Origin of the sequence: Pseudonocardia sp. Ae331_Ps2, assembly GCF_001932405.1 — a bacterium.
In the GTDB taxonomy this organism is placed as follows: Bacteria; Actinomycetota; Actinomycetes; order Mycobacteriales; family Pseudonocardiaceae; genus Pseudonocardia.
In genome coordinates, this window is record NZ_MCIM01000001.1 from 434,018 (window position 1) to 457,684 (window position 23,667).

Consider the following 23,667-nt stretch of genomic DNA (forward strand, 5'->3'; position numbering starts at 1 on the left):
CGCCGATCCGTGACTGCGCAATCACGGAAGCCGCTGAAAGTGATCACCCCGATGGATCACCGTCCGCCATACCGTTGCGACTGGCAACGATTTCGGCGGAAGGAGAAGACCATGACGGGGATCAGCAGGCGACGGGCCCTGGGCGCGGGTGTCGCAGGGGTGGCGGGGATGGCGGGACTGGCCGCCACGGGCGGGACCGCCGGGGCGGGTGCTCCGACGCCGCCGCGGACCGGGCAGCCCGGCCACCTGTTCCACCTCGCGGCGACCGAGCCCAACAACTTCGACGGCGGATGGCTGCGCGGGGCGAACGAGCAGAACTTCCCGGTGCTCGCCGGCCAGCAGGGGTCGGTGTACCTGGCCCACCTCGACCCCGGCGGGATCCGCGAACCGCACTGGCACCCGACCGCGTGGGAGCTGAACTACATCGTCTCCGGCACCGCGAAGTGGACCATCCTCGGCACCCACCCCGACGGCGAGTACCACAACGACGTCTTCACCGCGGAGCGCGGTGACCTCGTGTTCGCGCCGACGGGCCTGTTCCACTACTTCGAGAACGCGTCGACGACCGAGCCGCTCGACGTGCTCATCGTGTTCAACACCTCGACCGCCGAGCCGGACGACGACATCGGCATCGTCGGCAGCCTCAACGCGATCCCCCGGGACGTGCTGGCCGCGTCGTTCGGGGTGCCCGAGTCGGCGTTCGCGCAGGTGCCCCAGCGGATCGAGCCGGTGGTGATCACCCGCCGCCGCTGAGCACCGGGCGCGCTCAACCGGGCGCGCTCAGAGGTCGGCGAGCGCGGACAGCGGCGACTCGACGGCGTCGGCGACGAAGCGGAGGAATCCGCCCGCGGTGCCGCCGTCGCAGACCCGGTGGTCGAACACCAGCGACAGCTGGGTGATCGACCGCGGGACGACCGCGCCGTCGACGACCCACGGCCGCGGCAGCACCCGTCCGACGCCCAGCATCGCGACCTCGGGATGGTTGATGATCGCGGCGCTGCCGTCGACGCCGAGCACCCCGTAGTTGTTCAGGGTGAACGACCCTCGGGTCAGCTCGGCGGCGGTGACCGAGCCGTCCCGGGCCGCCGCGGTGAGGCGGCGGATCTCGGTGTCGAGGCCGCGCATCCCGAGACGGTGGGCGTCGGCCACCGAGGGGACGACCAGGCCGCGGTCGGTCTGCGCGGCGATGCCGAGGTGCACCCCGTCGAGGTGCACGATCTGCGCGGACCCGGTGTCGACGCGGGCGTTGAGCTCGGGGAACCGGGCCAGACCGGCGACGACGAACCGCGCCAGGATCGCGAGCAGCCCGACCGGACGGCCGTCGGCGCCGGTGAGCTGCTGGCGCAGGGCGAGCAGGTCGGTGGCGTCGACGTCGACCCAGGTCGTGGCCTCGGGGATCTCGGCGCGGCTGCGGGTCAGGGTCTCGGCGACGGCGCGGCGGACGCCGCGGAGCGGCACGACCTCGCGGACCGCGAGCCCGGTGCGGGGGTCGCGGTCCGGCGCGGCCGGGGTCGGACCGGTCGCGGTCGGTCCGGTCGCGGTCGGTCCGGTCGCGGTCGGTCCGGTCGCGGTCGGTCCGGTCGCGGTCGGTCCGGTCGCGGCCGTCGCCATCGCGGCCGTGCCGGTCGCGGCCGTCGCGGTCGGGACGGTGGCTCGTTCCGCAGCGGCGGGCGGCGGGGCGGCGGCGGTCGGTGCGGCAGCACGGGCCGCGGCGACGGCCACGTCGTGGCGCAGCACCATCCCGCCGGGTCCGGTCCCCTCGACCGTCGCGAGGTCGATGCCGTGGTCACGGGCCAGCCGCCGCACCACCGGCGACTGCACCGGCCGACGCTCGCCCGGTGCGCCGTCGGCGGCCGACGTCGCCACCGGGACCGCGGATGTCGCTGCCGGGACCGCGGACGGGCGAGCCGACGCGGGGGCGTCCGCGGGTACGGCGGCCGTGGGTGCGGCGGCCGCGGGAGTGGCGGCCGCGGGAGTGGCGGCCGCGGGAGTGGCGGCCGCGGGAGTGGCGGCCGCGGAGGCGCGCTTCACCGCCCGGCGACGCCGGCGGGCCCCCTCGTGCCCGCCGGTCGTCCCGTAGCCGATCAGGACGTTGCCCGACCCGGCGTCCCCGGCGGCCTCAGTGGCGTCCCCGACCGACACCAGCGGCTCCCCGACCCGCAGCGTCTCGCCCTCCGCGCCGTGCCGGGACAGCACCGTGCCCGCGTACGGCGAGGGCACCTCGACCACGGCCTTCGCCGTCTCCACCTCGGCGACGGGCTGGTCCACGCCGACGGTGTCCCCGTCGGCCACGAGCCAGCGGACCAGCTCGGCCTCGGTCAGCCCCTCCCCCAGGTCGGGCAGGGTGAACACCTGCGCGCTCACGCCGCGTCCTCCCAGCCGAGCGAGTCGACCGCGTCGAGCACCCGGTCCACCCCGGGCAGGTGGTGCTGCTCCAGCTTCGGCGGCGGGTAGGGCACGTCGAACCCGGTCACCCGGCGCACCGGCGCCTCGAGGTGGTGGAAGCAGCGCTCCGAGACCCGGGCGGCGATCTCCGAGGCGACCGAGGCGAACCCCGGTGCCTCCGCGACGACGACCGCCCGCCCGGTCCGGCGCACCTGCGCGCAGACGGTCTCGTCGTCGAACGGGACGATCGACCGCAGGTCGACCACGCCCAGGTCACGGCCCTCCAGAGCGGCCTCCTCGGCGGCGGCGAGCGCGACCGGGACCGTCGGCCCGTAGGCGATGAGCGTCGCGTCGGCCCCGGGGCGGCGGACGACGGCACGTCCGATCGGTGGCACCGGCACCGCCGTGTCGACCTCCTCGGAGGTGAAGTAGTGCTTCTTCGGCTCCAGGAAGATCACCGGGTCCGGGTACTCGATCGCCGCGCGGAGCAGGCCGTGGGCGTCGGCGTTCGTGGCCGGGGCGAGCACGGTCAGCCCTGCGGTGTGGGCGTAGTACGCCTCGGAGGAGTCGCAGTGGTGCTCGACGCCGCCGATCCCGCCGGCGTAGGGCACCCGGATGACCATCGGCAGCCGCATCCGGCCCGAGGTGCGGTTGCCGAACTTCGCGACGTGGCTGACGATCTGCTCGAACGCCGGGTAGGCGAACGCGTCGAACTGCATCTCGACGACGGGCCGCAGCCCGTTCATCGCCATCCCCACCGCCGTGCCGACGATGCCGGACTCGGCGAGCGGGGTGTCGAAGCAGCGGTGCTCGCCGAACTCGGCGGTGAGCCCGTCGGTGACCCGGAAGACCCCGCCGAGCGGGCCGACGTCCTCCCCGAACACGACGACGGTCGGGTCGGCGGCCATCGCCTCGCGCAGCGCGGTGTTGATCGACTGCGCCATCGTGAGCTTCACGGGACCGGTGTGCACGGTGCCGGTGTTCGCGGTGCCGGTGTTCACGGCGTGACCTCCAGCTCGGCACGCAGCTGGTCGCGCTGCTCGCGCAGCTGCGGGGTGGGGTGGGCGTAGACGTGCGCGAACAGCTCTTCGGGGTCGACCGGGGACTCGGCCGCGATGCCGGCGCGCAGGTCGGCGGCCATCTGCTCGGTCTCCTCGACGAGAGCGCGCTCGGCGTCGTCGTCGAGCAGGTCGTCGGCGCGCAGCCGGGCGCGCAGGCGCGCGAGCGGGTCGCGGGCGGCCCAGGAGGCGACCTCGCCGTCGCTGCGGTAGCGGCCGGCGTCGTCGGCGTTGGTGTGGGCGTCCATCCGGTAGGTGTCGGCCTCGACCAGCGTGGGGCCGTCGCCGGCGCGGGCCCGCTCCACGGCGTCGTCGAGCACGGTGAGCAGGGCGGCGAGGTCGTTGCCGTCGACCCGGACACCGGGCATGCCGTAGCCGACCGCCTTGTCCGCGAGGCTGGCGGCGGCGCTCTGGCGGTGCAGCGGCACCGAGATCGCGTACTTGTTGTTCTGCACCAGGAACACCACCGGCGCCCGGAAGACCGCGGCGAAGTTCAGCGCCTCGTGGAAGTCGCCCTCGCTGGTGGCGCCGTCGCCGCAGAGCGCCAGGACGGCGTCGGGCTCGCCCGTGAGCCGCGCGGCGTGGGCGACGCCGACCGCGTGCAGCAGCTGCGTCGCGAGCGGGGTCGCCTGCGGGGCGACGCGGTGGGCGGCGACGTCGTAGCCGCAGTGCCGGTCCCCGCGCAGCATCGTGAGGACCTCGACCGGGTCGACACCGCGGGCGACGATCGCGGCGGTGTCGCGGTAGGTCGGGAAGAGCCAGTCGCCGTCGGCCAGCACCATCGCCGCGGCCACCTGGCAGGCCTCCTGCCCGCGCGAGGACGGGTACACGGCCAGGCGTCCCTGCCGGACCAGCGCGCCGGCCTGCTCGTTGAGCCGACGGGCGCGCACCAGCCCGCGGTAGCCGGCGAGCAGCCGGTCGGGCGACGGGAGCTGGGCCCTGGGAACCGTGGTGCCGTCGGGCTCCACGAGGCGGACAGTCTCGTGCCGGTCGTCCACGACGACTCCCTTCCGTGCGGACACAGTGCTCCGAGAATGGCGCATGATCCGTACGATCAGCCTGGATCGCGAAGAGGACGAGACGATCGGCCCTGAGCGCGACACCGCCCCGGACGAGTGGTCCCGGGCACCGTCGCCCGGCGGGTCCCGGCGAGACGAACGGAGGCGGCGGTGCTCGACGACATCGACCGGCGGATGGTCGCGGAGCTGCAGCACGACGGCAGGCTGACCGGGCGCGCGCTGGCCGAGCGCCTGACGATCTCGCGGGCGAACGCCTACGCCCGCCTGGCCCGGCTCGTCGACGACGGCGTGATCACCGGGTTCACCGCCGTCGTCGACCCGCACCGGGTGGGGCTGCACACCTCGGCGTACGTGACACTGACGGTGCGCCAGAACAGCTGGCGCGAGCTGCGCGAACAGCTGCGCGCGATCCCCGAGGTCCGGCACATGGCGTTGGTCGGCGGGGACTTCGACGTGCTGCTGCTGGTGCGCACCACCGGCAACGACGCGTTGCGCAGCGTCGTGCTCGAACGCCTGCAGGCGCTCCCGACGGTCGTGTCGACGCGGACGATCCTGATCTTCGAGGACGAGTCCCGCTAGCTCCGGGCGGGTGTCCCTTGCTCGGACGAGGCGGTGTCGAGGAGCTGGCGCAGCGCGTCCACCGGCTGGGCGCCCGCGACGCCGTAGCGGTCGTCGACGACGAGGAACGGCACCGAGGTGATGCCGAGGCGGCGGGCCATGTCCTCGTCAGCGCGGACGTCGTCGAGGTACCGGTCGGAGCCGAGCACCGCGCGCACCCCGCCGTCGTCGAGACCGGCGGCCATCGCGATCCGGGCGAGCGCCTCGGGATCGCCGATCGGCTCGCCGTCGGTGAACGAGGCGCGCAGCAGCCGCCCCTTCAGCGTGTCCTGCAGCCCGGACCCGCCGGTCGCCCAGGCGTGGTGGAGCAGCCGGTGGGCGTCGACGGTGTTGCCGTGGCGGGCCCGGTCGAAGCGGAACTCCAGCCCGTCCGCGGCCGCGGTGGCGGTGACCTGCTCCTCCATCCGGCGGGCCGCCGCGACGCTCACGCCGTACTTGGCCGCCAGGTGCTCGGCGCGGTCACCGGGCTGCTCGCGCGGCGCGGTCGGGTCGAGCTCGAAGCTGCGCCATCGCAGTGTCACCTCGTCGCGGTGCGCGAAGCCGGACAACGCCGTCTCCAGGCGCGCCCGCCCGATCGCGCACCACGGACAGACGACGTCGGACCAGATCTCGAGCTTCACGACCGGTCGCAACCCGCACGCGACCCGCGGCATTCCCGCGCCGGACAGGTCAGGCCCTCGGCTCCCGCCGGTCCTTGAGGCGCTGCAGCTTCCCGACCGAGCGCTCCAGGGTGTCGGGGTCGACGACCTCACAGGTCACCGAGATCCCGACGGTCTCCTTCACCGCGCGCACGAGCTCGGCGGCGGCCGGGTCGCGGCGGTCGGCGGGGGTGTCGCCGCGGGCCTCGACGCGCACGGTCATCGCGTCGAGCCTGCCCCGGGTCGTCAGCTCCAGCTGGAAGTGCGGCGCGAGCCCGGGCGTGCGGAGCACGATCTCCTCGATCTGGGTCGGGAACACGTTCACCCCGCGCAGGATGATCATGTCGTCGGACCGGCCGGTGATCTTGGCCATCCGCCGCATCTGCGGCCGCGCGGTGCCCGGGAGCAGCGTCGTGAGGTCGCGGGTGCGGTAGCGGATGATCGGCAGCCCCTCCTTGGTGAGGCTGGTGAACAGCAGCTCGCCCTCGGCGCCGTCGGGCAGCGGGGTGCCGTCGAGCGGGTCGACGACCTCGGGCAGGAAGTGGTCCTCCCAGATGTGCAGGCCGTCCTTGGTCTCCACGCACTCCTGCGAGACGCCGGGCCCCATGACCTCGGAGAGCCCGTAGATGTCGACGGCGTGGATGCCGGCCCGCTCCTCGATCTCGGCGCGCATCCGTTCGGTCCAGGGTTCGGCACCGAGGATCCCGACCTGCAGGCTCGTGGCCCGCGGGTCGACGCCCTGGCGCTCGAACTCGTCGAGCAGGGTCAGCATGTAGCTCGGGGTCAGCATGATGACCTCGGGGGCGAAGTCGCCGATCAGCTGCACCTGGCGCGGGGTCATCCCGCCCGAGACGGGGATGACGGTCGTGCCCAGCTTCTCCGCGCCGTAGTGCGCGCCGAGCCCGCCGGTGAACAGCCCGTACCCGTAGGCGACGTGCACGCGGTGGCCGGGGCGCCCGCCCGCGGCGCGGATGGACCGCGCGACGAGCCCGGCCCACCGGTCGAGGTCGCCCGCGGTGTAGCCGACGACGGTGGGGCGGCCCGTGGTGCCCGACGACGCGTGGATCCGTGCGATCCGCTCCCGGGGCACCGCGAACATGCCGAACGGGTAGGTCTCCCGCAGGTCGGCCTTGGTGGTCGTCGGGAACTTCGCGATGTCGGCGATCTCGCGGCAGTCGTCGGGGTGCACGCCGTGCTCCTCGAACCTCCGCCGGTAGTACGGGACGTTGTCCCAGGCGTGCCGCAACGTCCACTGCAGACGCCCCAGCTGCAGGGTGCGCAGCTCGTCGACCGACATCCGCTCGGCCGGGTCCAGCAGCTCCGCCGGGGGCGCGTCGCCGAGGCGCTTGGTGGCCGCGGTCATCACGCGTCCTTCTTCGCGACGAGGGTGAGCACGTCGTAGCGGGCGACGGACTCGCCGTCCTGCCGCGTGACGTCGGCGTCCCAGCGGACCTCGCCGTAGCCGGCGGACTCGCGCGGGGTGAGCTGCTTGCAGGTCAGCGTGACGGTGAGCTCGTCGTCGAAGCGGACCGGGGTGAGGAACCGCAGCCCGTCGACGCCGAAGTTCGCGAGCACCGGGCCCGGGTCGGGGTCGACGAACAGCCCGGCGGCGAGGGACACGACCAGGTAGCCGTGCGCGACGCGCTGCCCGAACAGCGGGTTCGCCGCGGCAGCTGCCTCGTCCATGTGCGCGTAGAACGTGTCGCCGGTGAACTCGGCGAAGTGCTCCACGTCCTCCCGGGTCACCCGGCGTGGGCCGGCGACCAGGCAGTCGCCCGGGCGCAGCTCCTCCAGGTGCTTGCGGAAGGGGTGCACGTCGGTGGTGTTGCGCTGCGCTCCGGTGACCCAGCGGCCGGTGATCGCGGCGAGCGAGTCGGGGTCGGCCTGGACCGCGGTGCGCTGCATGTGGTGGAACACCCCGCGCACGCCGCCCATCTCCTCGCCACCGCCGGCCCGGCCCGGTCCGCCGTGGACGAGCTGCGGCAGCGGCGACCCGTGCCCGGTGGACTCCCCGGCGTCGCGGGCGTTGAGCACGTGCACGCGGCCGTGGAACGGGGCGACGCCGAGCACGACCTCGCGGACGAACGCGGGGTCGGCGGAGACGACGGAGCCGGCGAGCGAGCCCTGGCCGCGGGCGGCGTAGTCGATCAGCTCGTCGGTGGAGTCGTAGGGCAGCACGGTCGACACCGGGCCGAACGCCTCGACCTCGTGCGGCTCGGCGCGGTCCGGGTCGCCGACCAGCAGCAGCGGGGAGACGAAGGCGCCGCGGTCGGCGTCGGCGCCGGTCACCTCGACGCGGTCCGGGTCGCCGAACACGATCCGGCCGGCGTCGCGCAGGGACTTCACGCTGCGGCGGACCTCCTCGCGCTGGTCGAGGCTTGCGAGCGCCCCCATCCGGACGCCCTCGGCACCGGGCGCACCGACCACGACCGTCGCGAGCCGCGCGGTGACCGCCTCGACGACGGCGTCGACGTGCGCGCGCGGCACGAACGCGCGCCGGATCGCGGTGCACTTCTGTCCGGCCTTGACCGTCATCTCGGTGGTGAGGGCCTTCACGAACAGGTCGAACTCCGCGGTGCCGGGCGTCGCGTCCGGGCCGAGCGCGGCCAGGTTCAGCGAGTCGGCCTCGGCGGAGAACCGCACGGAGTTGCGGACGATCCCGGGGTGGCTGCGCAGGGTCTGCGCGGTCGACGCCGAGCCGGTGAAGCTCACCAGGTCCTGCCCGGTGAGGTGGTCGAAGGCGTCGCCGAGCGACCCGGCGACGAACTGCACGGACCCCTCGGGCAGCAGGCCGGAGCCGATGATCAGCTCGACGAGCTCCGCGGTGAGGAACGCCGTCGGCGACGCCGGCTTGATCAGCGTCGGGACGCCCGCGAGGAAGGCCGGGGCGAGCTTCTCCAGCGGGCCCCAGACCGGGAAGTTGAAGGCGTTGACCTGGACCGCGACCCCGCGCAGCGGGGTCAGCACGTGCTGGCCGAGGAAGGTCCCGCCGCGGCCGAGCGGCTCGACGTCGCCCTCGACGTGGATCGTGTCGTTGGGCAGCTCGCGCTTGGCCTTGGACGCGTAGGCGAGCAGGACGCCGATGCCGCCGTCGACGTCGAACTTGGAGTCGCCGAGCGTCGCGCCGGTCCGCGCGGAGACGGCGTAGAGCTGCTCGCGGTGCTCGCGCAGGTGCTGGCCGAGCGCCTTCAGCAGGGCGGCGCGCTGGTGGAACGTGAGCGCGCGCAGCGCGGGCCCGCCGGTCCGCCGCCCGAACTCCAGCGCCCCGGCGAGGTCGAGGCCGTCGGCGGAGATGCGGGCGACCTCGTCGCCGGTCACCGCGTCGTACAGCGGGCGGCCCTCGCCGCTCCCCGTCTGCCAGGTACCGGAGAGGTGACTGCGGAGCAGGGTCATCGGCGGGCCTCCGTCGCGCTTCGTCGTCGCGGGTCGGCCATTGGACCGACCGTTCGTTCGGGGAACCTAGCACCGGTCCACGGAGCCGCACCAGGGTCCGTCCGGGCGTCCGACGGCACCCGGACAACGGGCCTGACAGCACGCGCGGGACACCTCCCGACGTCGCCCGCCGGACAGGGAGACCGATCGTTCGGTCGGCCGTTAGGCTCACCGGATGACCTCCCCCGCCACCGGCACCGATCCCGCCGTCCTCGTGACCCGCGACGAGACCGACCCGTCGGTCGCGGTGGTCACGCTCAACCGACCGGCGAAGTACAACGCGCTCACCGTCGAGCTCAAGGAGGCCCTGCTCGCCGCGGTCGTCGAGGTCGCCGGGGACGAGTCCGTACGCGCGATCGTGCTGACCGGCGCGGGGAAGGCGTTCTGCGTCGGGCAGGACCTGGGCGAGCACGCCGCGGCGCTCGACGCCGACCCGGTCGGGGCCCTGGGCACGGTGCGCCGGCACTACAACCCGCTGATCCGCGCGCTCAACGAGGCACCGAAGCCGGTGGTCGCCGCGATCAACGGGCCCTGCGTGGGCGCCGGGCTCGGCATCGCCCTGGCCGCCGACCTGCGGATCGCCGCGGACGGACTGAAGTTCGCGACCGCGTTCACCGGCATCGGGCTGTCCACCGACAGCGGGCTCGCGGCGTCGCTCGCACACGCCGTCGGGGTCTCCCGGGCCACCGAGCTGGTGATGCTGAACGAGCAGTTCACCGCCTCCGACGCCCGCAACTGGGGGCTGGTGCGCGACGTCGTGCCCGCCGAGAAGGTCCTCGAGGCCGCACTGGACCTGGCGCGGCACCTCGCGGCGGGCCCCACCCGCGCCTACGCCGAGGTGAAGGGCGCGCTGCGCTTCGGCGCGGTCAACGAGCTCCCCGCCGTCCTGGAGTACGAGGCCGACGCCCAGATCCGGCTGTCGACCACGCGCGACCACCAGCAGGCCGTGAGCGACTTCCTGGCGAAGAAGAAGCCCGTCTTCGAGGGCCGATGAGCTCGCCGGTCAAGCGGGCCCGGCGCCCGAGCGGGGGCCGCGACGCGCTGCTCGAGACCGCGGTCGGCGAGTTCATCGACCGCGGCTACGACGCGACGTCGATGGAGGACCTCTCGCGGGCCGCCGGGATCACGAAGTCGTCGTTCTACCACCACTTCGCGGGCAAGGAGGCGCTGCTGCGCGCGGCGCTGGAACGCGCCGTCGACGGGCTGTTCGGGGTGCTCGACCTGCCCGAGGCCCGCGCCGGCTCCCCCGCCGAGCGGCTGCGGGCGATCGTCGCCGCGCAGGTCGGGGTGCTCATGGCCGAGCTGCCCTACGTCACCCTGCTGCTCCGGGTGCGCGGCAACACCGAGACCGAGCGCTGGGCGCTGGAACGCCGCCGCGCGTTCGACGGGGCCGTGCGGGCCCTGGTCCGCGAGGCCGTCGACGCCGGCGAGGTCCGCCCCGACGTCGATCCCGCCCTGGCCGCCCGACTGCTGTCCGGCACGATCAACTCGATCGTCGAGTGGTACCGCCCCGGCCGCCCCGGGACCGCCACCCTGCCGCAGGACGTCGTCCGCGCCGCCTTCAGCGGCATCGTCCCGGCCCCCTGACACCCGCCGAGCGTCACGAACCGGTGCCCACGACCACGGATTCGCGACGCTCGAGGTGGGCCCGGACGGTGAGTGCGAGCAGGTCCGGGTGCCGGAGGACGTCGGCAGCGGAGGGACGCAGGATCACCCAGCCCGCCCGGGACAGGTACTGCTGCCGCTCCAGGTCCCGCCGGGCCTGCGCCGGGTCACGATGGTGCTCGCCGTCGTACTCGATGCCGAGTCGTACGCGCGGGAAGGAGAGGTCGATCCGGTAGGGGCCGACGGGGTGCTGCAGCACCGGTGGCGGCAGCCCGCCGTCGTGCAGCGCCAGTCGGACACGGGTCTCCATCGGGGACCCGGCGAGCGGGTCCGACAGCGCGACGAGGCCGGGAAGCCGCCGGATCCCCCGCGCTCCCGGACACCGCCCGGCGAGATCGAGCACGGCGACCGGGGCGAAACCGCCGACCCGGGCCAGCGCGTCGAGGGCGATCACCGCTTCCGTGCGCGGCACCCGGCGGGCCAGGTCGAAGGCGGTGCGCAGCGGGGTGGTGGCCATGACCGTCCGGCCGGGGACGAACCTGGGCCGCCGGCCACCGGGGGCCGGGATCCGCACCCCCGCCACCAGCTCGTCCGGCGCGAGCAGGCCACGGTGGACCAGCACGCCGTCGAGCCGCCGGTTGCCACCCGGTACGACGATCTCGACCGGAACGCCCTGCGGCGCGCACCGTGCGTCGTGCACCTCCGCCGCCGCCCAGCCCGCGAGCGCGGTACGGGCGTCGCCCGGCCGAGGTCGCCCCGTGGCGGCGAGCGCTCCGACCGTCAGCGCGACCGCCTCGCACCGCAGCAGGTAGGTCACCGGCACGTCGGCGCGGACGTGGACGCCCCGCACCAGACGCCGGAAGCGCGGGCCGCGCAGCTCGTTGGGGGTGACCAGGCCGGCGCGGACCGCCGTCGCCCCGTGGAAGGGCCTCGTGAGATCCATGGGTCTTGGACGACACCAGGGGCGCTGCGGTTCCACTCGTCGTCGAGTGTCGCGTTCGTGTGGTCGGAACCACGGGAACGCGACGCCCGGCGTCGGGGTTGCGGGACCATCCGGCATCGGCCACACTCGTAGCCGAACGAACATTCGGTACGGAGGTGTCCAGTGACGAGCACCGCGCCATCGCCGGCGGAGCTGGCGGAGCGGTTCGACGCGACGATCGCGGCGGACCAGCGGATCGAGCCGCGGGACTGGATGCCCGAGGCCTACCGCAGGACGTTGATCCGGCAGATCGCCCAGCACGCGCACTCGGAGATCATCGGGATGCAGCCGGAGGGCAACTGGCTGCTGCGTGCGCCCTCGCTGCGGCGCCGGGCGATCCTGCTGGCCAAGGTGCAGGACGAGGCCGGCCACGGGATGTACCTCTACGCGGCGGCCGAGACGCTCGGCGTCGACCGCGAGGAGCTCACCGAGAAGCTGATCGACGCCAAGCAGAAGTACAGCTCGATCTTCAACTACCCGACGTTGTCCTGGGCCGACATCGGGGTGATCGGGTGGCTGGTCGACGGCGCGGCGATCGCGAACCAGGTGCCGCTGTGCCGCTGCTCCTACGGGCCCTACGCCCGGGCGATGATCCGCATCTGCAAGGAGGAGTCGTTCCACCAGCGCCAGGGCTACGAGTCGCTGCTCGCCCTGACCGCGGGGACCGAGGCGCAGAAGCGGATGGTGCAGGAGGCCGTGGACCGCTGGTGGTGGCCGTCGCTGATGATGTTCGGCCCGGCCGACGGCGACTCCCCCAACACCCACCAGTCGATGGCGTGGGGCATCAAGCGGCACACGAACGACGAGCTGCGCCAGCGCTTCGTCGACATGACCGTGCCGCAGGCGGCGGCGCTGGGCGTGACGCTGCCCGACCCGGACCTGCGCTGGAACGAGCAGCGGCAGGCGCACGACTTCGGGGAGCCGGACTGGTCGGAGTTCACCGCCGTCGTCTCCGGGGCGGGACCGGCGAACCGGCAGCGGCTGGACCACCGCCGCCGGGCGCACGAGAACGGGGCGTGGGTGCGCGAGGCGGCCCGGGCCTACGCCGAGAAGCAGGGGGCACGGGCATGAGCGAGCAGGACGTGGGCACCGAGAGCAGCGCACGCGGAACGAGCATGAACACCGAGAGCAAGGCACGCGGAACGAGCATGAGCGCCGAGGGCGGCCACGGCGCCGTCCCGACGACGGGCGTCGAGACCGGGCAGGGCGAGCGGCCGGGCCGTCGCGCCTGGCCACTCTACGAGGTGTTCGTCCGCGGCAAGCGCGGGCTCAACCACGTGCACGTCGGGTCGCTGCACGCCCCCGACGACGAGATGGCCCTGCACAACGCCCGCGACGTCTACACCCGTCGCAACGAGGGCGTGAGCATCTGGGTGGTCCGCGCGGACGCGATCACCGCGTCCAGTCCGGACGAGAAGGACCCGTTCTTCGCCCCGAGCGGGGACAAGGTCTACCGGCACCCGACGTTCTACGCGATCCCGGAGGAGGTGCCGCACCTGTGAGCGGCTCCGTCTACGACGCGCTGACCGAAGAGGGCGACGACCCCCGCTGGGCGTTCGGGTCGGGCTTCGAGGACTCCGAGGCCGACATCGTCGCGCCCGTCCCGGACGGCGTCGACCCCGCCGACCTGGCCGCGTACTGCCTGATGCTCGGCGACGACGCGCTGGTGCTGTCGCACCGGCTCACCGAGTGGGTCTCGAACGCCCCGGAGCTGGAGGAAGAGGTCGCGCTCGCCAACACCGCGCTCGACCTGCTCGGTCAGGCCCGGGTGCTGCTCTCGCGCGCCGGGCACCTGACCGGCCGCGACGAGGACGCGCTGGCCTACTGGCGCGAGGTCGAGGAGTTCCGCTGTGTCGGGCTCGTCGAACCGTCCGACGACCTGGACTTCGCCCGGTGCATCGCGCGGCTGCTGGTGTTCTCCACCTGGCGCCTCGCGCTCCTGCACCGGCTGCAGGGCTCGGCCGACCCGGTGGTCGCCGCCGTCGCCGCGAAGGGGGTCAAGGAGGTCACCTACCACCGTGACCACGCCGCCCGCTGGACGCTGCGCCTCGGCGACGGCACCGGCGAGTCCCACCGCCGCATGCAGGACGCGCTGGAGTGGGTGTGGCCGCACATCGAGGAGCTGTTCCGCACCACCGAGCAGGAACGGCGCCTGGTCGCGGCCGGGGTCGCGGTCGACCCCGCCGACACCCGCGAGGAGGTCGAGACCGTGCTCGCGCAGGTGCTGGAGCGGGCCACGCTGACCCGCCCGGACGTACCGCCGACCGGCACGGTCGGCGGCCGCGGCGGCCGGCAGGGGCTGCACACCGAGAAGCTGGAGCACGCACTCGTGGTGATGCAGAGCCTGGCGCGCAGACACCCGGGGGCGACGTGGTGACCACGGTGGACCTGAGCGACCGGGACCTGAGCGACCGGGACCTCGGTGCCCGCGACGTCGTCGCCCGGGTCGTCGACCCCGAGATGCCGATGCTCACCCTCGACGACCTCGGGGTGGTCCGGTCGGTCTCCGAACGGGATGGCACGGTGACCGTGACGATCACCCCGACCTACTCCGGCTGCCCGGCGATCGAGGAGATGCGGGCCGACATCCGCGGCGCGCTCACGGCGGCCGGGTACTCGGGCGTCGAGGTGCGGACGGTGTTCTCCCCCGCCTGGAGCACCGACTGGATCAGCGGGGCCGGTCGTCGCAAGCTCGCCGAGGCCGGCGTCGCACCGCCCGGGAGCGCCCCGCGCACCACCGGGCCGATCCCGCTGACGCTGGACGCGCCGTCGACGGTCGTGCCCTGCCCGCAGTGCGGGTCGCGGGCGACCGAGGAGCTGTCGCGCTTCGGCCCGACCGCGTGCACCGCGCTGCGTCGGTGCACGACCTGCCGTGAGCCGTTCGAGCACATGAAGGAGATCTGAGGGTGCGTGAGCATCGCGGCGAGCCCTGGCGAGCGAGGAGCGGAGCGTGCCCGGTGATCGACCGAACCGGCGAGGAGAACTGATGAGCGAGCGGCGCGCGGCGGCGTGGCAGGCCCGGGCCAACCAGGCGTACGGCAGGACGACGCTCGCTCTGGACGACGAGATCGAGGCCCTGCTGGCCGGGGACGACGCGCTGCCCGTCGGCTTCCACCGGCTCGTGGTGACCGAGGTGGACCGGCTGTGCGACGACGCCGTCGCCGTCACCTTCGACGTGCCCGACGACCTGCGCGCGCACTACGACTTCCGGCCCGGCCAGTACCTGACCCTGCGGAAGGTCACCGCCGACGGCGAGGAGCGCCGGTCGTACTCCATCTGCTCGGCCGCCGGGACCGCGCCGCGGGTGGGGGTCCGCCGGGTCGACGGCGGCCTGTTCTCCGCGTGGCTGGTCGACGAGGTGACCCCGGGCGACGTCGTCGAGGTCGGCCCGCCCGCCGGGTCGTTCACCCCGGAGCTGACGGCGGGCACGCACCACGGCCTCGTCGCCGCGGGGTCCGGGATCACCCCGGTGCTGTCGATCGCGGCGTCGCTGCTGGCCGCGCACGACGACACCCGCGTCACCCTCGTCTACGGCAACCGGCGGACCGACACGGTGATGTTCACCGAGGAGATCGCCGACCTGAAGAACCGCTACGGCCCGCGGCTGCACCTGCTCCACGTGCTGTCCCGCGAGCCCACCGAGGCCGAGATCGTCAACGGCAGGCTCGACGCCGACCGGCTGCGGCTGCTGTTCACCGCGCTGGTCGACACCGGCGACGTCGACGACTGGTGGTTGTGCGGCCCGCTCGGGATGACCGAGGCCGCGGTCGCGGTGCTCGGCGAGCTGGGTGTCGAGCGGCGCCGGGTGCACCGCGAGCTGTTCTACGTCGACGAGCCGCCGCCGGAGGTCGACCGCCACGAGCCCGAGCCGGACGGCGACGGCGCGCAGGTCACGGTCGTCCTGAACGGACGGTCGACGACGCTGGCCGTCCCGGCCGGGGCGTACGTCCTCGACGCCGCGCAGCAGGTCCGCGGAGACCTGCCGTTCGCCTGCAAGGGCGGGGTGTGCGGGACCTGCCGGGCGAAGGTGACCGACGGCGAGGTGACCATGCGGCGCAACTACGCGCTGGAGCCCGAGGAGGTCGCCGCCGGGTTCGTCCTCACCTGCCAGTCCCGCCCGGTGACGGGGACCGCCACGGTCGACTACGACGCCTGACCACGACGCCTGATACTGGCGGGCATGACCACGTCGCGTCGCGGCCACCCGGTGGGACCGACCGGGTCGGTCGTGGTGCGCGCGCTCGGCCTGCTCGACGCGTTCGGCCCCGACCGGGCCGCGCTGTCGCTCAGCGACCTCGCCCGGCACGCCGACGTCCCGCTGTCGACGGCCCACCGGCTCGTCGCCGACCTGGCGGCGTGGGGTGCGCTGGAGCGTGACGAGCAGGGCCGCTACCGGATCGGGCTGCGCGTGTGGGAGCTGGGCGCGCTCGCCCCGCGCGGGCAGGCACTGCGCGAGACGGCGCTGCCGTTCCTGGAGGACCTGTCCCGGGTCACCCGGGAGAACGTGCAGCTCGCGGTGCGCGAGGGCGCCGAGGTGGTGTTCGTCGAACGGCTCGCCGGGTCCGGCGCGGTCCCGGTGCAGACCCGGGTCGGGGGGCGTTTCGCGCTCACCGCGACCGGGGTCGGCCTGGTGCTGCTCGCGCACTCGCCGCCGGAGCTGCAGGACGAGGTGCTGGGCGGGCGGATCGAGCGCTACACCCCGTTCACCGTGACCGACCCGCAGCGGCTGCGCCGCATGCTCGCCGACGTCCGCCGCGACGGCCACTCGGTCAGCGACCGGCAGGTCACCGACGACGCGCTGTCGGTCGGCGCCCCCGTCTCCGACGCCCGCGGCCAGGTCGTCGCGGCCGTCTCGCTCGTGGTGCGGCACGGCAGCGTGCCCGCCCGTGCGCTGGCCCCGCTGGTGCGCACGACCGCCGCCGGGATCAGCCGCGCGCTCAGCACCACCACGCCCTGAAACCCTTCCATTCTCCGGAAGGCACGTACGGCGCTCGCCCCGTCGCCCCGCATCCTCGCTGCACCACCACCGCGCGGAGACGACGGAGTCCACCATGCGCCCACCACCCGCGACGGACACCGTCCGCCGCCTGCTCGACGACGCCCCCATGTCCCGCTACCAGTGGGGCGCGGTCGCGGCGTGCGTCCTGCTCAACGTCCTGGACGGCTTCGACGTCCTGGTCATGGCCTTCACCGGCCGTTCGGTCGCCACCGAGTGGGGCCTGTCCGGCAGCCAGCTCGGCCTGCTCCTGTCCGCTGGCCTGGTCGGCATGGCCGCCGGTTCGGTCCTCATCGGACCGTGGGCCGACCGCATCGGGCGACGGCCGATCGTGCTGGGCTGCCTGGTCGTCGCGGGGCTGGCGATGCTGGCCTCGTCCGCGGCGCAGTCCCCCGGTCAGCTCGGCGCGCTGCGGCTGGTCACCGGGCTCGGTGTCGGCGGCATCCTCGCCACCAGCAACGTCGTCGCCGCCGAGTACGCCTCGGCCCGCTGGCGGGGGCTCGCGGTCAGCCTGAACTCCACCGGCTACGCGATCGGGGCCGTCCTCGGCGGCGTGCTCGCCGCCACGCTGATCGGGCAGCTCGGCTGGCGGTCGGTGTTCCTCGTCGGTGGCCTGGCCACCCTGGCGGCGGTCCCGCTGGTCTGGTGGCGGCTGCCGGAGTCGCTGGACTTCCTGCTCGTGCGTCGCCCGGCCGGGGCGCTGGAGCGGGTCAACGCGCTGCTGGCCCGGATGGGGCACGCGGCGCTGCCCGCGCTCCCCGGGGACGCTCCGGCGCGCACCGGTGTCGCGGCCGGGTACGGCGCGCTGCTGCGCCCGGCGCTGCGCCGCACCACGGTGCTGCTCTGGATCAGCTTCTTCTGCGTGATGGCCGGGTTCTACTTCGTCACCAGCTGGACGCCGACGCTGCTCGTCGAGGCCGGGCTCTCCCCGGACGCGGGCATCGCGGGCGGCACCCTGCTCAACGTCGGCGGCATCTTCGGCGCCGCCGGGCTCGGCCTGCTCGCCGCCCGGTTCGCGCTGCGGCACGTGCTCGCCGGGTACCTGCTGGCCACCGCGGTGCTGCTCGCCGTGTTCATCGCCAGCACCTCCTCGCTCGCGGTGGCGTTCGTCGTCGCCGCGCTGGTCGGGCTGTTCGTCAACGGCTGCGTCGCCGGGCTGTACGCGATGGCCCCGACCTCCTACGGCGCCGACGTGCGCACCACCGGCGTCGGCACCGCACTCGCCGTCGGCCGGTCCGGGGCGATCCTCGCGCCGACCCTGGCCGGGGCGCTGCTCGACGGCGGCGCCACCCCGCAGTCGCTCTACCTGCTCTTCGCCGCGGTGTTCGTCGGCGCGGCCGTCCTCGTCCTGCTGCTCCGCCGATCCGGCGCCCCCACCACCCAGGGAGTCCCCGCATGAGCTCGATCCCCCGCGACCAGTGGTACGTCGCCGCCTACTCCGCCGAGATCGGGCGCGAGCTGTTCGGCCGCACGATCTGCGACGAGCCGATCCTGTTCTGGCGCACCGAGGCCGGCCAGGTCACCGCGCACGCCGACCGCTGCGTGCACCGCCGGTTCCCGCTGTCCCAGTCCCCGAGCCGGCTCGTCGGCGACACCGTCGTCTGCGGCTACCACGGCTTCACCTACGGCGCCGACGGCGCGTGCGTCGCGGTGCCGGGCCAGAAGCGGGTGCCGCGCACGGCCCGCCTGGCGGCCTACCCGGTCGTCGAACAGGACTCGCTGATCTGGGTCTGGATCGGGGCCCCGGAGCGCGCCGACGCGACCCGCATCCCGCGCGCGACCTACCTCGACGACGACGCGTGGACGACGGTGCGCGGCATGGAGCCCCTCGCGGCGCGGTTCTCGCTGCTGGTGGACAACCTGCTCGACCTGTCGCACGAGACCTACCTGCACGGCGGCTACATCGGCACCCCCGAGGTCGCGGCCACCCCGATCTCGACCGAGGTGGACGAGGACGCTGGCATCGTCCACGTCTCCCGGCACATGGCCGACGCCGAGTGCCCGCCGTTCTACGAGCGCTCCACCGGCCTGTCCGGGCGGATCTCGCGCTGGCAGGACATCGAGTACACCCCGCCGTGCCTGTACAAGCTGCACTCCCGGATCGCGCCGGTCGGCTCCGTCCCGAACCCGGACGGCACCGACCCGGACGCCTTCCACGTCGAGGTCGTCTACGCGATCACGCCGGAGACCGAGCACTCCACGCACGACTTCTGGATGGTCGCGGGCGACTTCGCCCAGGACGACGTCGAGGTCTCGGCGTTCCTGGCCGAGCAGAACCGCACCGTGGTGCTGCAGGACGTCGAGGCCCTCGACGTCCTGGAGAAGGTCGTCGCGACCGAGCCGCCCGGCTACCAGGAGCTGTCGGTCAACATCGACACCGGCGGGCTCGCCGCCCGCCGGATGCTGGCCAGGATGGCCTCGGCACCGCAGGCGGCGACCGTCCGGTGAGCGACATCCCCGAGGCGCCCCCGGTGCTGCACGGGCGCCGGGTGCAGCGCATCCACTGGGTGCTGGGCACCGACCTGCAACGCGCGGTGTGCCACTGCGGCGCCGAACGCGTCTTCGACGACCCCGTCCCGCTGTGGGAGTGGCTGCTCGCCCACCCCGACGGCCACCACCCGCTGCCCGAGCCGCCGTCCGCCCGGCGGGGAGCTGGAAGGAGCGACGCGATGAGCACCCCTCTCGTGGTGGAGAAGAAGGAGGCCGCCGCCGACGGCGTGGTGCTGCTGACCCTGCGCGACCCGTCCGGCGCGGACCTGCCGGCCTGGGAACCGGGCGCGCACATCGACCTGCGGACCGGGCCGGACCTGGTCCGGCAGTACTCGCTCTGCGGCGACCCCGGGGAACGGTCGGTCTACCGGGTCGCGGTGCTGCGGGAGGCCGACGGCCGCGGCGGGTCCGCGTACGTCCACGACGTCCTCGCCGAGGGCGACACCGTCGACGTGGACGGCCCCCGCAACCACTTCGGGCTCGTCGACGCGCCCGGCTACCTGTTCGTCGCCGGGGGCATCGGGATCACCCCGATCGTCCCGATGGTCGCGGCGGCACAGGCCGCGGGCGCGGACTGGCGGCTCGTCTACGGCGGCCGCGCCCGGGCGTCGATGGCCTTCACCGAGCTCGCCGAGCGGTACCCCGACCGCGTGGTCCTGGTGCCGCAGGACGAGGACGGGCCGCCCGACCTCGCCGCCGTGCTCGGGGCGGCCGGGGACCGGCCGGTCTACTGCTGCGGTCCCGGCGGCCTGCTCGACGCCGTCTCCGAGCTCGGCGACCGGCTCGGCCTCGACGTCCACCTCGAACGGTTCGCCCCCGCCGACGGCGCGCTCGACGGGCCGCAGGACGGGTTCGAGGTGGAGCTCGCCGGGTCCGGCCGGGTGGTCGAGGTCCCGGCCGGCTGCTCGATCCTCGACGCGCTCGAGGGCGCCGGGATCACGATGCTGTCCTCGTGCCGGGAGGGCACCTGCGGCACCTGCGAGACCGGGGTGCTGGGCGGCGAACCCGACCACCGAGACTCGCTGCTCTCCGACGACGAGCGCGCCGCGGGCGAGGTGATGATGGTCTGCGTGTCCCGCTCGCGGTCCCCGCGGCTCGTGCTGGACCTGTAGCCGATCCGCCGGCCTCCTTCCCGGCGCGCCGGGCGGCGCGGCCGCGCCACGTAGGGTCGACCCCGTGTTCGTGAAGGTGTGCGGGTTGTCCACCCCGGCCGACGTCGACGCGGCCGTGGCCGCCGGCGCCGACGCGGTCGGGTTCGTCGTGTACCCGCCGAGCCCCCGCCACGTCGACCCGGCCGGGCTGGCCGCGCTCGTCGCGCGGGTGCCGGACGGGGTGCGGTCGGTGGTCGTGGTCGCCGACCTGCCCGCGGGCGAGGCCGCCGCGGTGACCGCCGGCGCCGGCGCCGACGTGCTGCAGCTGCACGGCCGCTACACCGCCGGGGACTTCGCCGTCGCCGGGCGGCACCCGGTGACCCTGTGGCGGGCCACCTCGCTGACGGACGACCCGGACCTCACCGTCGGCCTGCACGGCGAGGAGGTCCTGCTGCTCGACTCCCCCGTCGCCGGGTCCGGCGAGCGCTGGGACGCCGAGGCACTCGACCCGAAGCCGGACGGGCGCTGGCTGCTCGCGGGCGGTCTGGACCCCGGCACGGTCGGTGAGGCGGTGCGCCGGGTGCGGCCCTGGGGCGTCGACGTCTCCAGCGGCGTCGAGTCCGCCCGCGGGGTGAAGGACCACGGGCGCATCCGCGACTTCGTCGCCGCCGCCCGCGACGCCGGCTGACCCCGGCCGGGCCCACGACGGCCGGGCGGGGCGTCGTCGGTCGGGGTCGTGCATGATCCGGGGGACCAGGCATCGTCTCGACGCCGAGGAGCCGTCATGGCCACGGACGCACAGCTCCCCCTGGAGGGCCTGCTCGTCGTCTCCTGCGAGCAGGCCGTCGCCGCGCCGCTGGCGACCCGGCACCTCGCCGACCTCGGCGCTCGCGTCATCAAGATCGAACGCGAGGGCTCCGGCGACTTCGCCCGCGACTACGACGAGACCGTCCACGGCATGTCCAGCCACTTCGTGTGGCTCAACCGGTCCAAGGAGTCTGTCACCCTCGACCTGAAGTCCGACGACGGACGCGCCACGATGCTGCGGCTGCTGGAGCGGGCCGACGTGTTCGTGCAGAACTTCGCCCCGGGTGCCGCCGAGCGGCTCGGGCTCGGCGCCGCCGCCCTGCGCGAGCGGTACCCCCGGCTGGTGACCTGCTCGATCTCCGGCTACGGAAGCTCCGGCCCGTACCGCGACGCGAAGGCCTACGACCTGCTCATCCAGTCCGAGGCGGGGCTCGTCTCGATCACCGGCACCGAGGACGCCCCCGCCAAGAGCGGCATCCCGGCCGCCGACATCGGCGCCGGCATGTACGCGTTCTCCGGCATCCTGTCCGCGCTCTACGAGCGGGAACGCACCGGGCTGGGCACCGACCTGGAGGTCAGCCTGTTCGACTCGCTGGTGGAGTGGATGGGCTACCCGCTCTACTACGCCGGCTACGGCGGCACCGCCCTGCGGCGGACCGGCACCAGCCACGCCGCGATCGCTCCGTACGGCACGTTCTCCGCCGGTGACGGCACCGACGTCGTCCTGTCGATCCAGAACGAGCGCGAGTGGGTGACGTTCTGCGAGGTCGTGCTGCGCCGCCCGGAGGTCGCGACCGACCCGCGGTTCTCCAGTGGCCGGGCCCGGGTGGAGAACCGCCCCGCCCTGCACGCCGAGATCGACACCGTGCTGACCGGCCTGACCGGCGACGAGCTCGTCGCGCGGCTGGTGGCGGCGCGGATCGCGCACGCCCGGCAGCGGGAGGTCGGCGAGGTGCTGGAGCACCCGCAGCTCGCCGCGCGGGACCGGTGGACCGAGGTCGACAGCCCGGTCGGGCCGCTGCGGGCGCTGCAGCCGCCGATCACCGTCGCCGGGCGGCGGGCGCGGATGGACCCGGTCCCGGCCGTCGGCGAGCACACCGAGGCCGTCCTCGCCTGGCTCGACGGGCACCGGGCCGAGGAACCGTCCGACGGCTAGGGTCGCGCGGATGGACTGGGTACGGCACGCGATCTGGTGGCACGTGTACCCGCTGGGGTTCACCGGGGCCCACCCCGACCGTGGCGACGGGGCGGACCACTCGCTGCGGCGGATCATCGGCTGGCTCGACCACGCGGTCGCGCTGGGGGCGAACGGACTGCTGCTCGGCCCGGTGTTCGCCTCGGCCACCCACGGCTACGACACCACCGACCACCTGCGGATCGACCCGCGCCTGGGCTCGGGCGCCGACTTCGACGCGCTCGTCGCCGAGGCGAAGGGGCGCGGCCTGCGGATCCTGCTCGACGGCGTCTTCAACCACGTCGGGCCCGAGCACCCCAGGCTGCTCGCCGCCCGCGCCGACCCCGGCGGGCCGGACGACGCCTGGTTCCGGCACACCGACGACGGGGAGATCGCCGTCTTCGAGGGCCACCCCGGCCTGCACACCCTCGACCACGACAACCCCGCGGTGCGCGACCACGTCGTGGACGTGCTCTGCCACTGGCTCGACCGCGGCGCCGACGGGTGGCGGCTCGACGCCGCGTACACCGTCCCCGACGACTTCTGGGCCGACGTCCTCCCCCGCGTCCGCGCACGCCACCCGGGCGCCTGGTTCCTCGGCGAGGTCATCCACGGCGAGCACGACGCGGTCACCGCCGCCACCACGATCGACGCGCTCACCCAGTACGAGCTGTGGAAGGCGGTCTGGTCGAGCCTCAACGACGGCAACCCGCACGAGCTGGCGTGGGCGCTGCAGCGCCACGACCGGTTCGTCGCCGCCGCGGTGCCGAACACCTTCCTCGGCAACCACGACGTCACCCGGCTCGCGTCGCAGCTGCACGACCGCCGCCACATCGAGCTGGCCGTGGCCGTGCTGTGCACCGTCGGCGGCACCCCCTCGGTCTACGCCGGCGACGAGCTCGGCCTGACCGGGGTCAAGGAGGAGCGGGCAGGCGGCGACGACGCGGTCCGCCCCGAGTTCCCCGCCGACGGGTCGTTCCCCGACGGCGCCGACCCGCACGTCCTCGCGGTGCACCAGGAGCTGATCGGGCTACGCCGGCGCCATCCCTGGCTGTACGACGCGCGGACCGAGGTGGCCGAGGCCACCGACGACCGGCTCGTCTACGTCAGTCACGGCGACGGCGGCCACGGGGACGGCGGAGCGCTGCGGGTCACCCTCGACTACGCCGCGGGCACCTGGGACGTCCAGGACGCCTGACCACCTCGGCAACCGGCGGATCGCCGCTGATCCTTCCGGCCGAGCCGCCCGCCACTCGCAGCACCGCGACGGCCGGTGGTCGCGGACCGACCCCGCGTCGGCAACCCGGTCCGTACGGTCGATCACGGAACGGTCACGGTCCTGATCCCCAGCAGGACCCGCGCGCCCCGCTCC

General features: G+C 74.4%; 23 protein-coding genes. 16 read left to right on the forward strand and 7 right to left on the reverse strand.

Annotated elements, in window-relative coordinates:
- Nucleotides 1–111 precede the first annotated feature (111 nt).
- The gene (locus Ae331Ps2_RS02160) at nucleotides 112–753 is read left to right on the forward strand and encodes a cupin domain-containing protein (RefSeq protein WP_020621661.1); all 642 of its coding nucleotides are present in this window, start codon (nucleotides 112–114) and stop codon (nucleotides 751–753) included.
- Between the two features lie 27 nt (nucleotides 754–780).
- Here Ae331Ps2_RS02160 and Ae331Ps2_RS02165 read toward each other — a convergent pair whose 3' ends face one another.
- From Ae331Ps2_RS02165 to pdhA, 3 genes are read right to left on the reverse strand one after another with little or no spacing between them, the layout of a single operon-like run.
- Complete coding sequence (locus tag Ae331Ps2_RS02165) at nucleotides 781–2,364, reverse strand: dihydrolipoamide acetyltransferase family protein (protein WP_075311074.1); 1,584 nt, start codon at nucleotides 2,362–2,364, stop codon at nucleotides 781–783.
- Entirely contained in the window at nucleotides 2,361–3,329 is a 969-nt protein-coding gene (locus Ae331Ps2_RS02170; RefSeq protein ID WP_083696141.1) for an alpha-ketoacid dehydrogenase subunit beta, read from the reverse strand. Before Ae331Ps2_RS02170 ends, Ae331Ps2_RS02165 begins: the two co-directional genes overlap by 4 nt.
- A gap of 53 nt (nucleotides 3,330–3,382) precedes the next feature.
- Entirely contained in the window at nucleotides 3,383–4,441 is a 1,059-nt protein-coding gene (gene pdhA / locus Ae331Ps2_RS02175; protein ID WP_369804843.1) for a pyruvate dehydrogenase (acetyl-transferring) E1 component subunit alpha, read from the reverse strand.
- Between the two features lie 171 nt (nucleotides 4,442–4,612).
- On the opposite strand from pdhA, the gene Ae331Ps2_RS02180 reads away from it, so the two are divergent.
- Complete coding sequence (locus tag Ae331Ps2_RS02180; protein WP_043276485.1) at nucleotides 4,613–5,041, forward strand: Lrp/AsnC family transcriptional regulator; 429 nt, start codon at nucleotides 4,613–4,615, stop codon at nucleotides 5,039–5,041.
- Here the strand turns inward: Ae331Ps2_RS02180 and Ae331Ps2_RS02185 are convergent.
- The 3 genes from Ae331Ps2_RS02185 to paaZ are packed head-to-tail and all read right to left on the reverse strand — an operon-like array spanning nucleotide 5,038 to nucleotide 9,111.
- Nucleotides 5,038–5,700, reverse strand: coding sequence for a DsbA family oxidoreductase (locus Ae331Ps2_RS02185; protein ID WP_075312972.1), 663 nt, complete (start codon nucleotides 5,698–5,700; stop codon nucleotides 5,038–5,040). The genes Ae331Ps2_RS02180 and Ae331Ps2_RS02185 overlap by 4 nt on opposite strands.
- A 49-nt stretch (nucleotides 5,701–5,749) precedes the next feature.
- Nucleotides 5,750–7,081 (reverse strand): phenylacetate--CoA ligase PaaK, encoded by a 1,332-nt coding sequence (paaK, locus tag Ae331Ps2_RS02190; RefSeq protein WP_075311068.1) that lies wholly within the window; start codon nucleotides 7,079–7,081, stop codon nucleotides 5,750–5,752.
- Nucleotides 7,081–9,111, reverse strand: coding sequence for a phenylacetic acid degradation bifunctional protein PaaZ (paaZ, locus tag Ae331Ps2_RS02195; protein WP_075311066.1), 2,031 nt, complete (start codon nucleotides 9,109–9,111; stop codon nucleotides 7,081–7,083). Before paaZ ends, paaK begins: the two co-directional genes overlap by 1 nt.
- A 214-nt stretch (nucleotides 9,112–9,325) precedes the next feature.
- Here paaZ and Ae331Ps2_RS02200 point away from each other — a divergent pair, with 214 nt between their 5' ends.
- Entirely contained in the window at nucleotides 9,326–10,144 is an 819-nt protein-coding gene (locus Ae331Ps2_RS02200; protein ID WP_020622258.1) for an enoyl-CoA hydratase/isomerase family protein, read from the forward strand.
- Nucleotides 10,141–10,737 (forward strand): TetR/AcrR family transcriptional regulator, encoded by a 597-nt coding sequence (locus Ae331Ps2_RS02205; protein WP_075311064.1) that lies wholly within the window; start codon nucleotides 10,141–10,143, stop codon nucleotides 10,735–10,737. Before Ae331Ps2_RS02200 ends, Ae331Ps2_RS02205 begins: the two co-directional genes overlap by 4 nt.
- Nucleotides 10,738–10,750: 13 nt before the next feature.
- On the opposite strand, the gene Ae331Ps2_RS02210 is transcribed toward Ae331Ps2_RS02205, so the two are convergent.
- Nucleotides 10,751–11,698, reverse strand: coding sequence for a DUF559 domain-containing protein (locus Ae331Ps2_RS02210; protein WP_075311062.1), 948 nt, complete (start codon nucleotides 11,696–11,698; stop codon nucleotides 10,751–10,753).
- Between the two features lie 162 nt (nucleotides 11,699–11,860).
- On the opposite strand from Ae331Ps2_RS02210, the gene paaA reads away from it, so the two are divergent.
- The 12 genes from paaA to Ae331Ps2_RS02270 all read left to right on the forward strand — a co-directional run bounded on the left by paaA (nucleotide 11,861) and on the right by Ae331Ps2_RS02270 (nucleotide 23,493).
- On the forward strand, nucleotides 11,861–12,808 hold the full coding sequence (paaA, locus tag Ae331Ps2_RS02215; protein WP_075311060.1) for a 1,2-phenylacetyl-CoA epoxidase subunit PaaA: 948 nt from the start codon (nucleotides 11,861–11,863) through the stop codon (nucleotides 12,806–12,808).
- Between the two features lie 77 nt (nucleotides 12,809–12,885).
- Nucleotides 12,886–13,239, forward strand: a complete 354-nt coding sequence (gene paaB, locus Ae331Ps2_RS02220) for a 1,2-phenylacetyl-CoA epoxidase subunit PaaB (protein ID WP_226360549.1) — start codon at nucleotides 12,886–12,888, stop codon at nucleotides 13,237–13,239.
- Nucleotides 13,236–14,114 carry a 1,2-phenylacetyl-CoA epoxidase subunit PaaC gene (paaC, locus tag Ae331Ps2_RS02225; RefSeq protein ID WP_075311056.1) on the forward strand — a complete coding sequence of 293 codons (879 nt, stop codon included), beginning with the start codon at nucleotides 13,236–13,238 and terminating at the stop codon, nucleotides 14,112–14,114. Before paaB ends, paaC begins: the two co-directional genes overlap by 4 nt.
- Nucleotides 14,115–14,119: 5 nt before the next feature.
- Nucleotides 14,120–14,641: a 1,2-phenylacetyl-CoA epoxidase subunit PaaD gene (gene paaD, locus Ae331Ps2_RS02230; RefSeq protein ID WP_371335778.1), complete on the forward strand. Its 522-nt coding sequence runs from the start codon at nucleotides 14,120–14,122 to the stop codon at nucleotides 14,639–14,641.
- An 82-nt stretch (nucleotides 14,642–14,723) separates the two neighbouring features.
- Nucleotides 14,724–15,893, forward strand: a complete 1,170-nt coding sequence (gene paaE, locus Ae331Ps2_RS02235) for a 1,2-phenylacetyl-CoA epoxidase subunit PaaE (RefSeq protein ID WP_083695149.1) — start codon at nucleotides 14,724–14,726, stop codon at nucleotides 15,891–15,893.
- Nucleotides 15,894–15,917: 24 nt separating this feature from the next.
- The gene (locus Ae331Ps2_RS02240; RefSeq protein WP_075311054.1) at nucleotides 15,918–16,694 is read left to right on the forward strand and encodes an IclR family transcriptional regulator; all 777 of its coding nucleotides are present in this window, start codon (nucleotides 15,918–15,920) and stop codon (nucleotides 16,692–16,694) included.
- Between the two features lie 94 nt (nucleotides 16,695–16,788).
- Entirely contained in the window at nucleotides 16,789–18,132 is a 1,344-nt protein-coding gene (locus Ae331Ps2_RS02245) for an MFS transporter (RefSeq protein WP_075311052.1), read from the forward strand.
- Nucleotides 18,129–19,181: an aromatic ring-hydroxylating dioxygenase subunit alpha gene (locus Ae331Ps2_RS02250; RefSeq protein ID WP_075311050.1), complete on the forward strand. Its 1,053-nt coding sequence runs from the start codon at nucleotides 18,129–18,131 to the stop codon at nucleotides 19,179–19,181. The genes Ae331Ps2_RS02245 and Ae331Ps2_RS02250 overlap by 4 nt, the downstream gene beginning before the upstream one ends.
- 221 nt (nucleotides 19,182–19,402) lie before the next feature.
- Nucleotides 19,403–20,335, forward strand: coding sequence for a PDR/VanB family oxidoreductase (locus Ae331Ps2_RS02255; protein ID WP_075312966.1), 933 nt, complete (start codon nucleotides 19,403–19,405; stop codon nucleotides 20,333–20,335).
- Between the two features lie 64 nt (nucleotides 20,336–20,399).
- Complete coding sequence (locus tag Ae331Ps2_RS02260; RefSeq protein ID WP_075311048.1) at nucleotides 20,400–21,002, forward strand: phosphoribosylanthranilate isomerase; 603 nt, start codon at nucleotides 20,400–20,402, stop codon at nucleotides 21,000–21,002.
- A 96-nt stretch (nucleotides 21,003–21,098) separates the two neighbouring features.
- Nucleotides 21,099–22,277, forward strand: a complete 1,179-nt coding sequence (locus tag Ae331Ps2_RS02265; protein WP_075311046.1) for a CaiB/BaiF CoA-transferase family protein — start codon at nucleotides 21,099–21,101, stop codon at nucleotides 22,275–22,277.
- Between the two features lie 10 nt (nucleotides 22,278–22,287).
- A complete protein-coding gene (locus Ae331Ps2_RS02270) occupies nucleotides 22,288–23,493 on the forward strand; it encodes an alpha-amylase family glycosyl hydrolase (protein WP_075311044.1) in 1,206 nt (401 codons plus the stop codon).
- The last annotated feature ends 174 nt before the right edge of the window (nucleotides 23,494–23,667 follow it).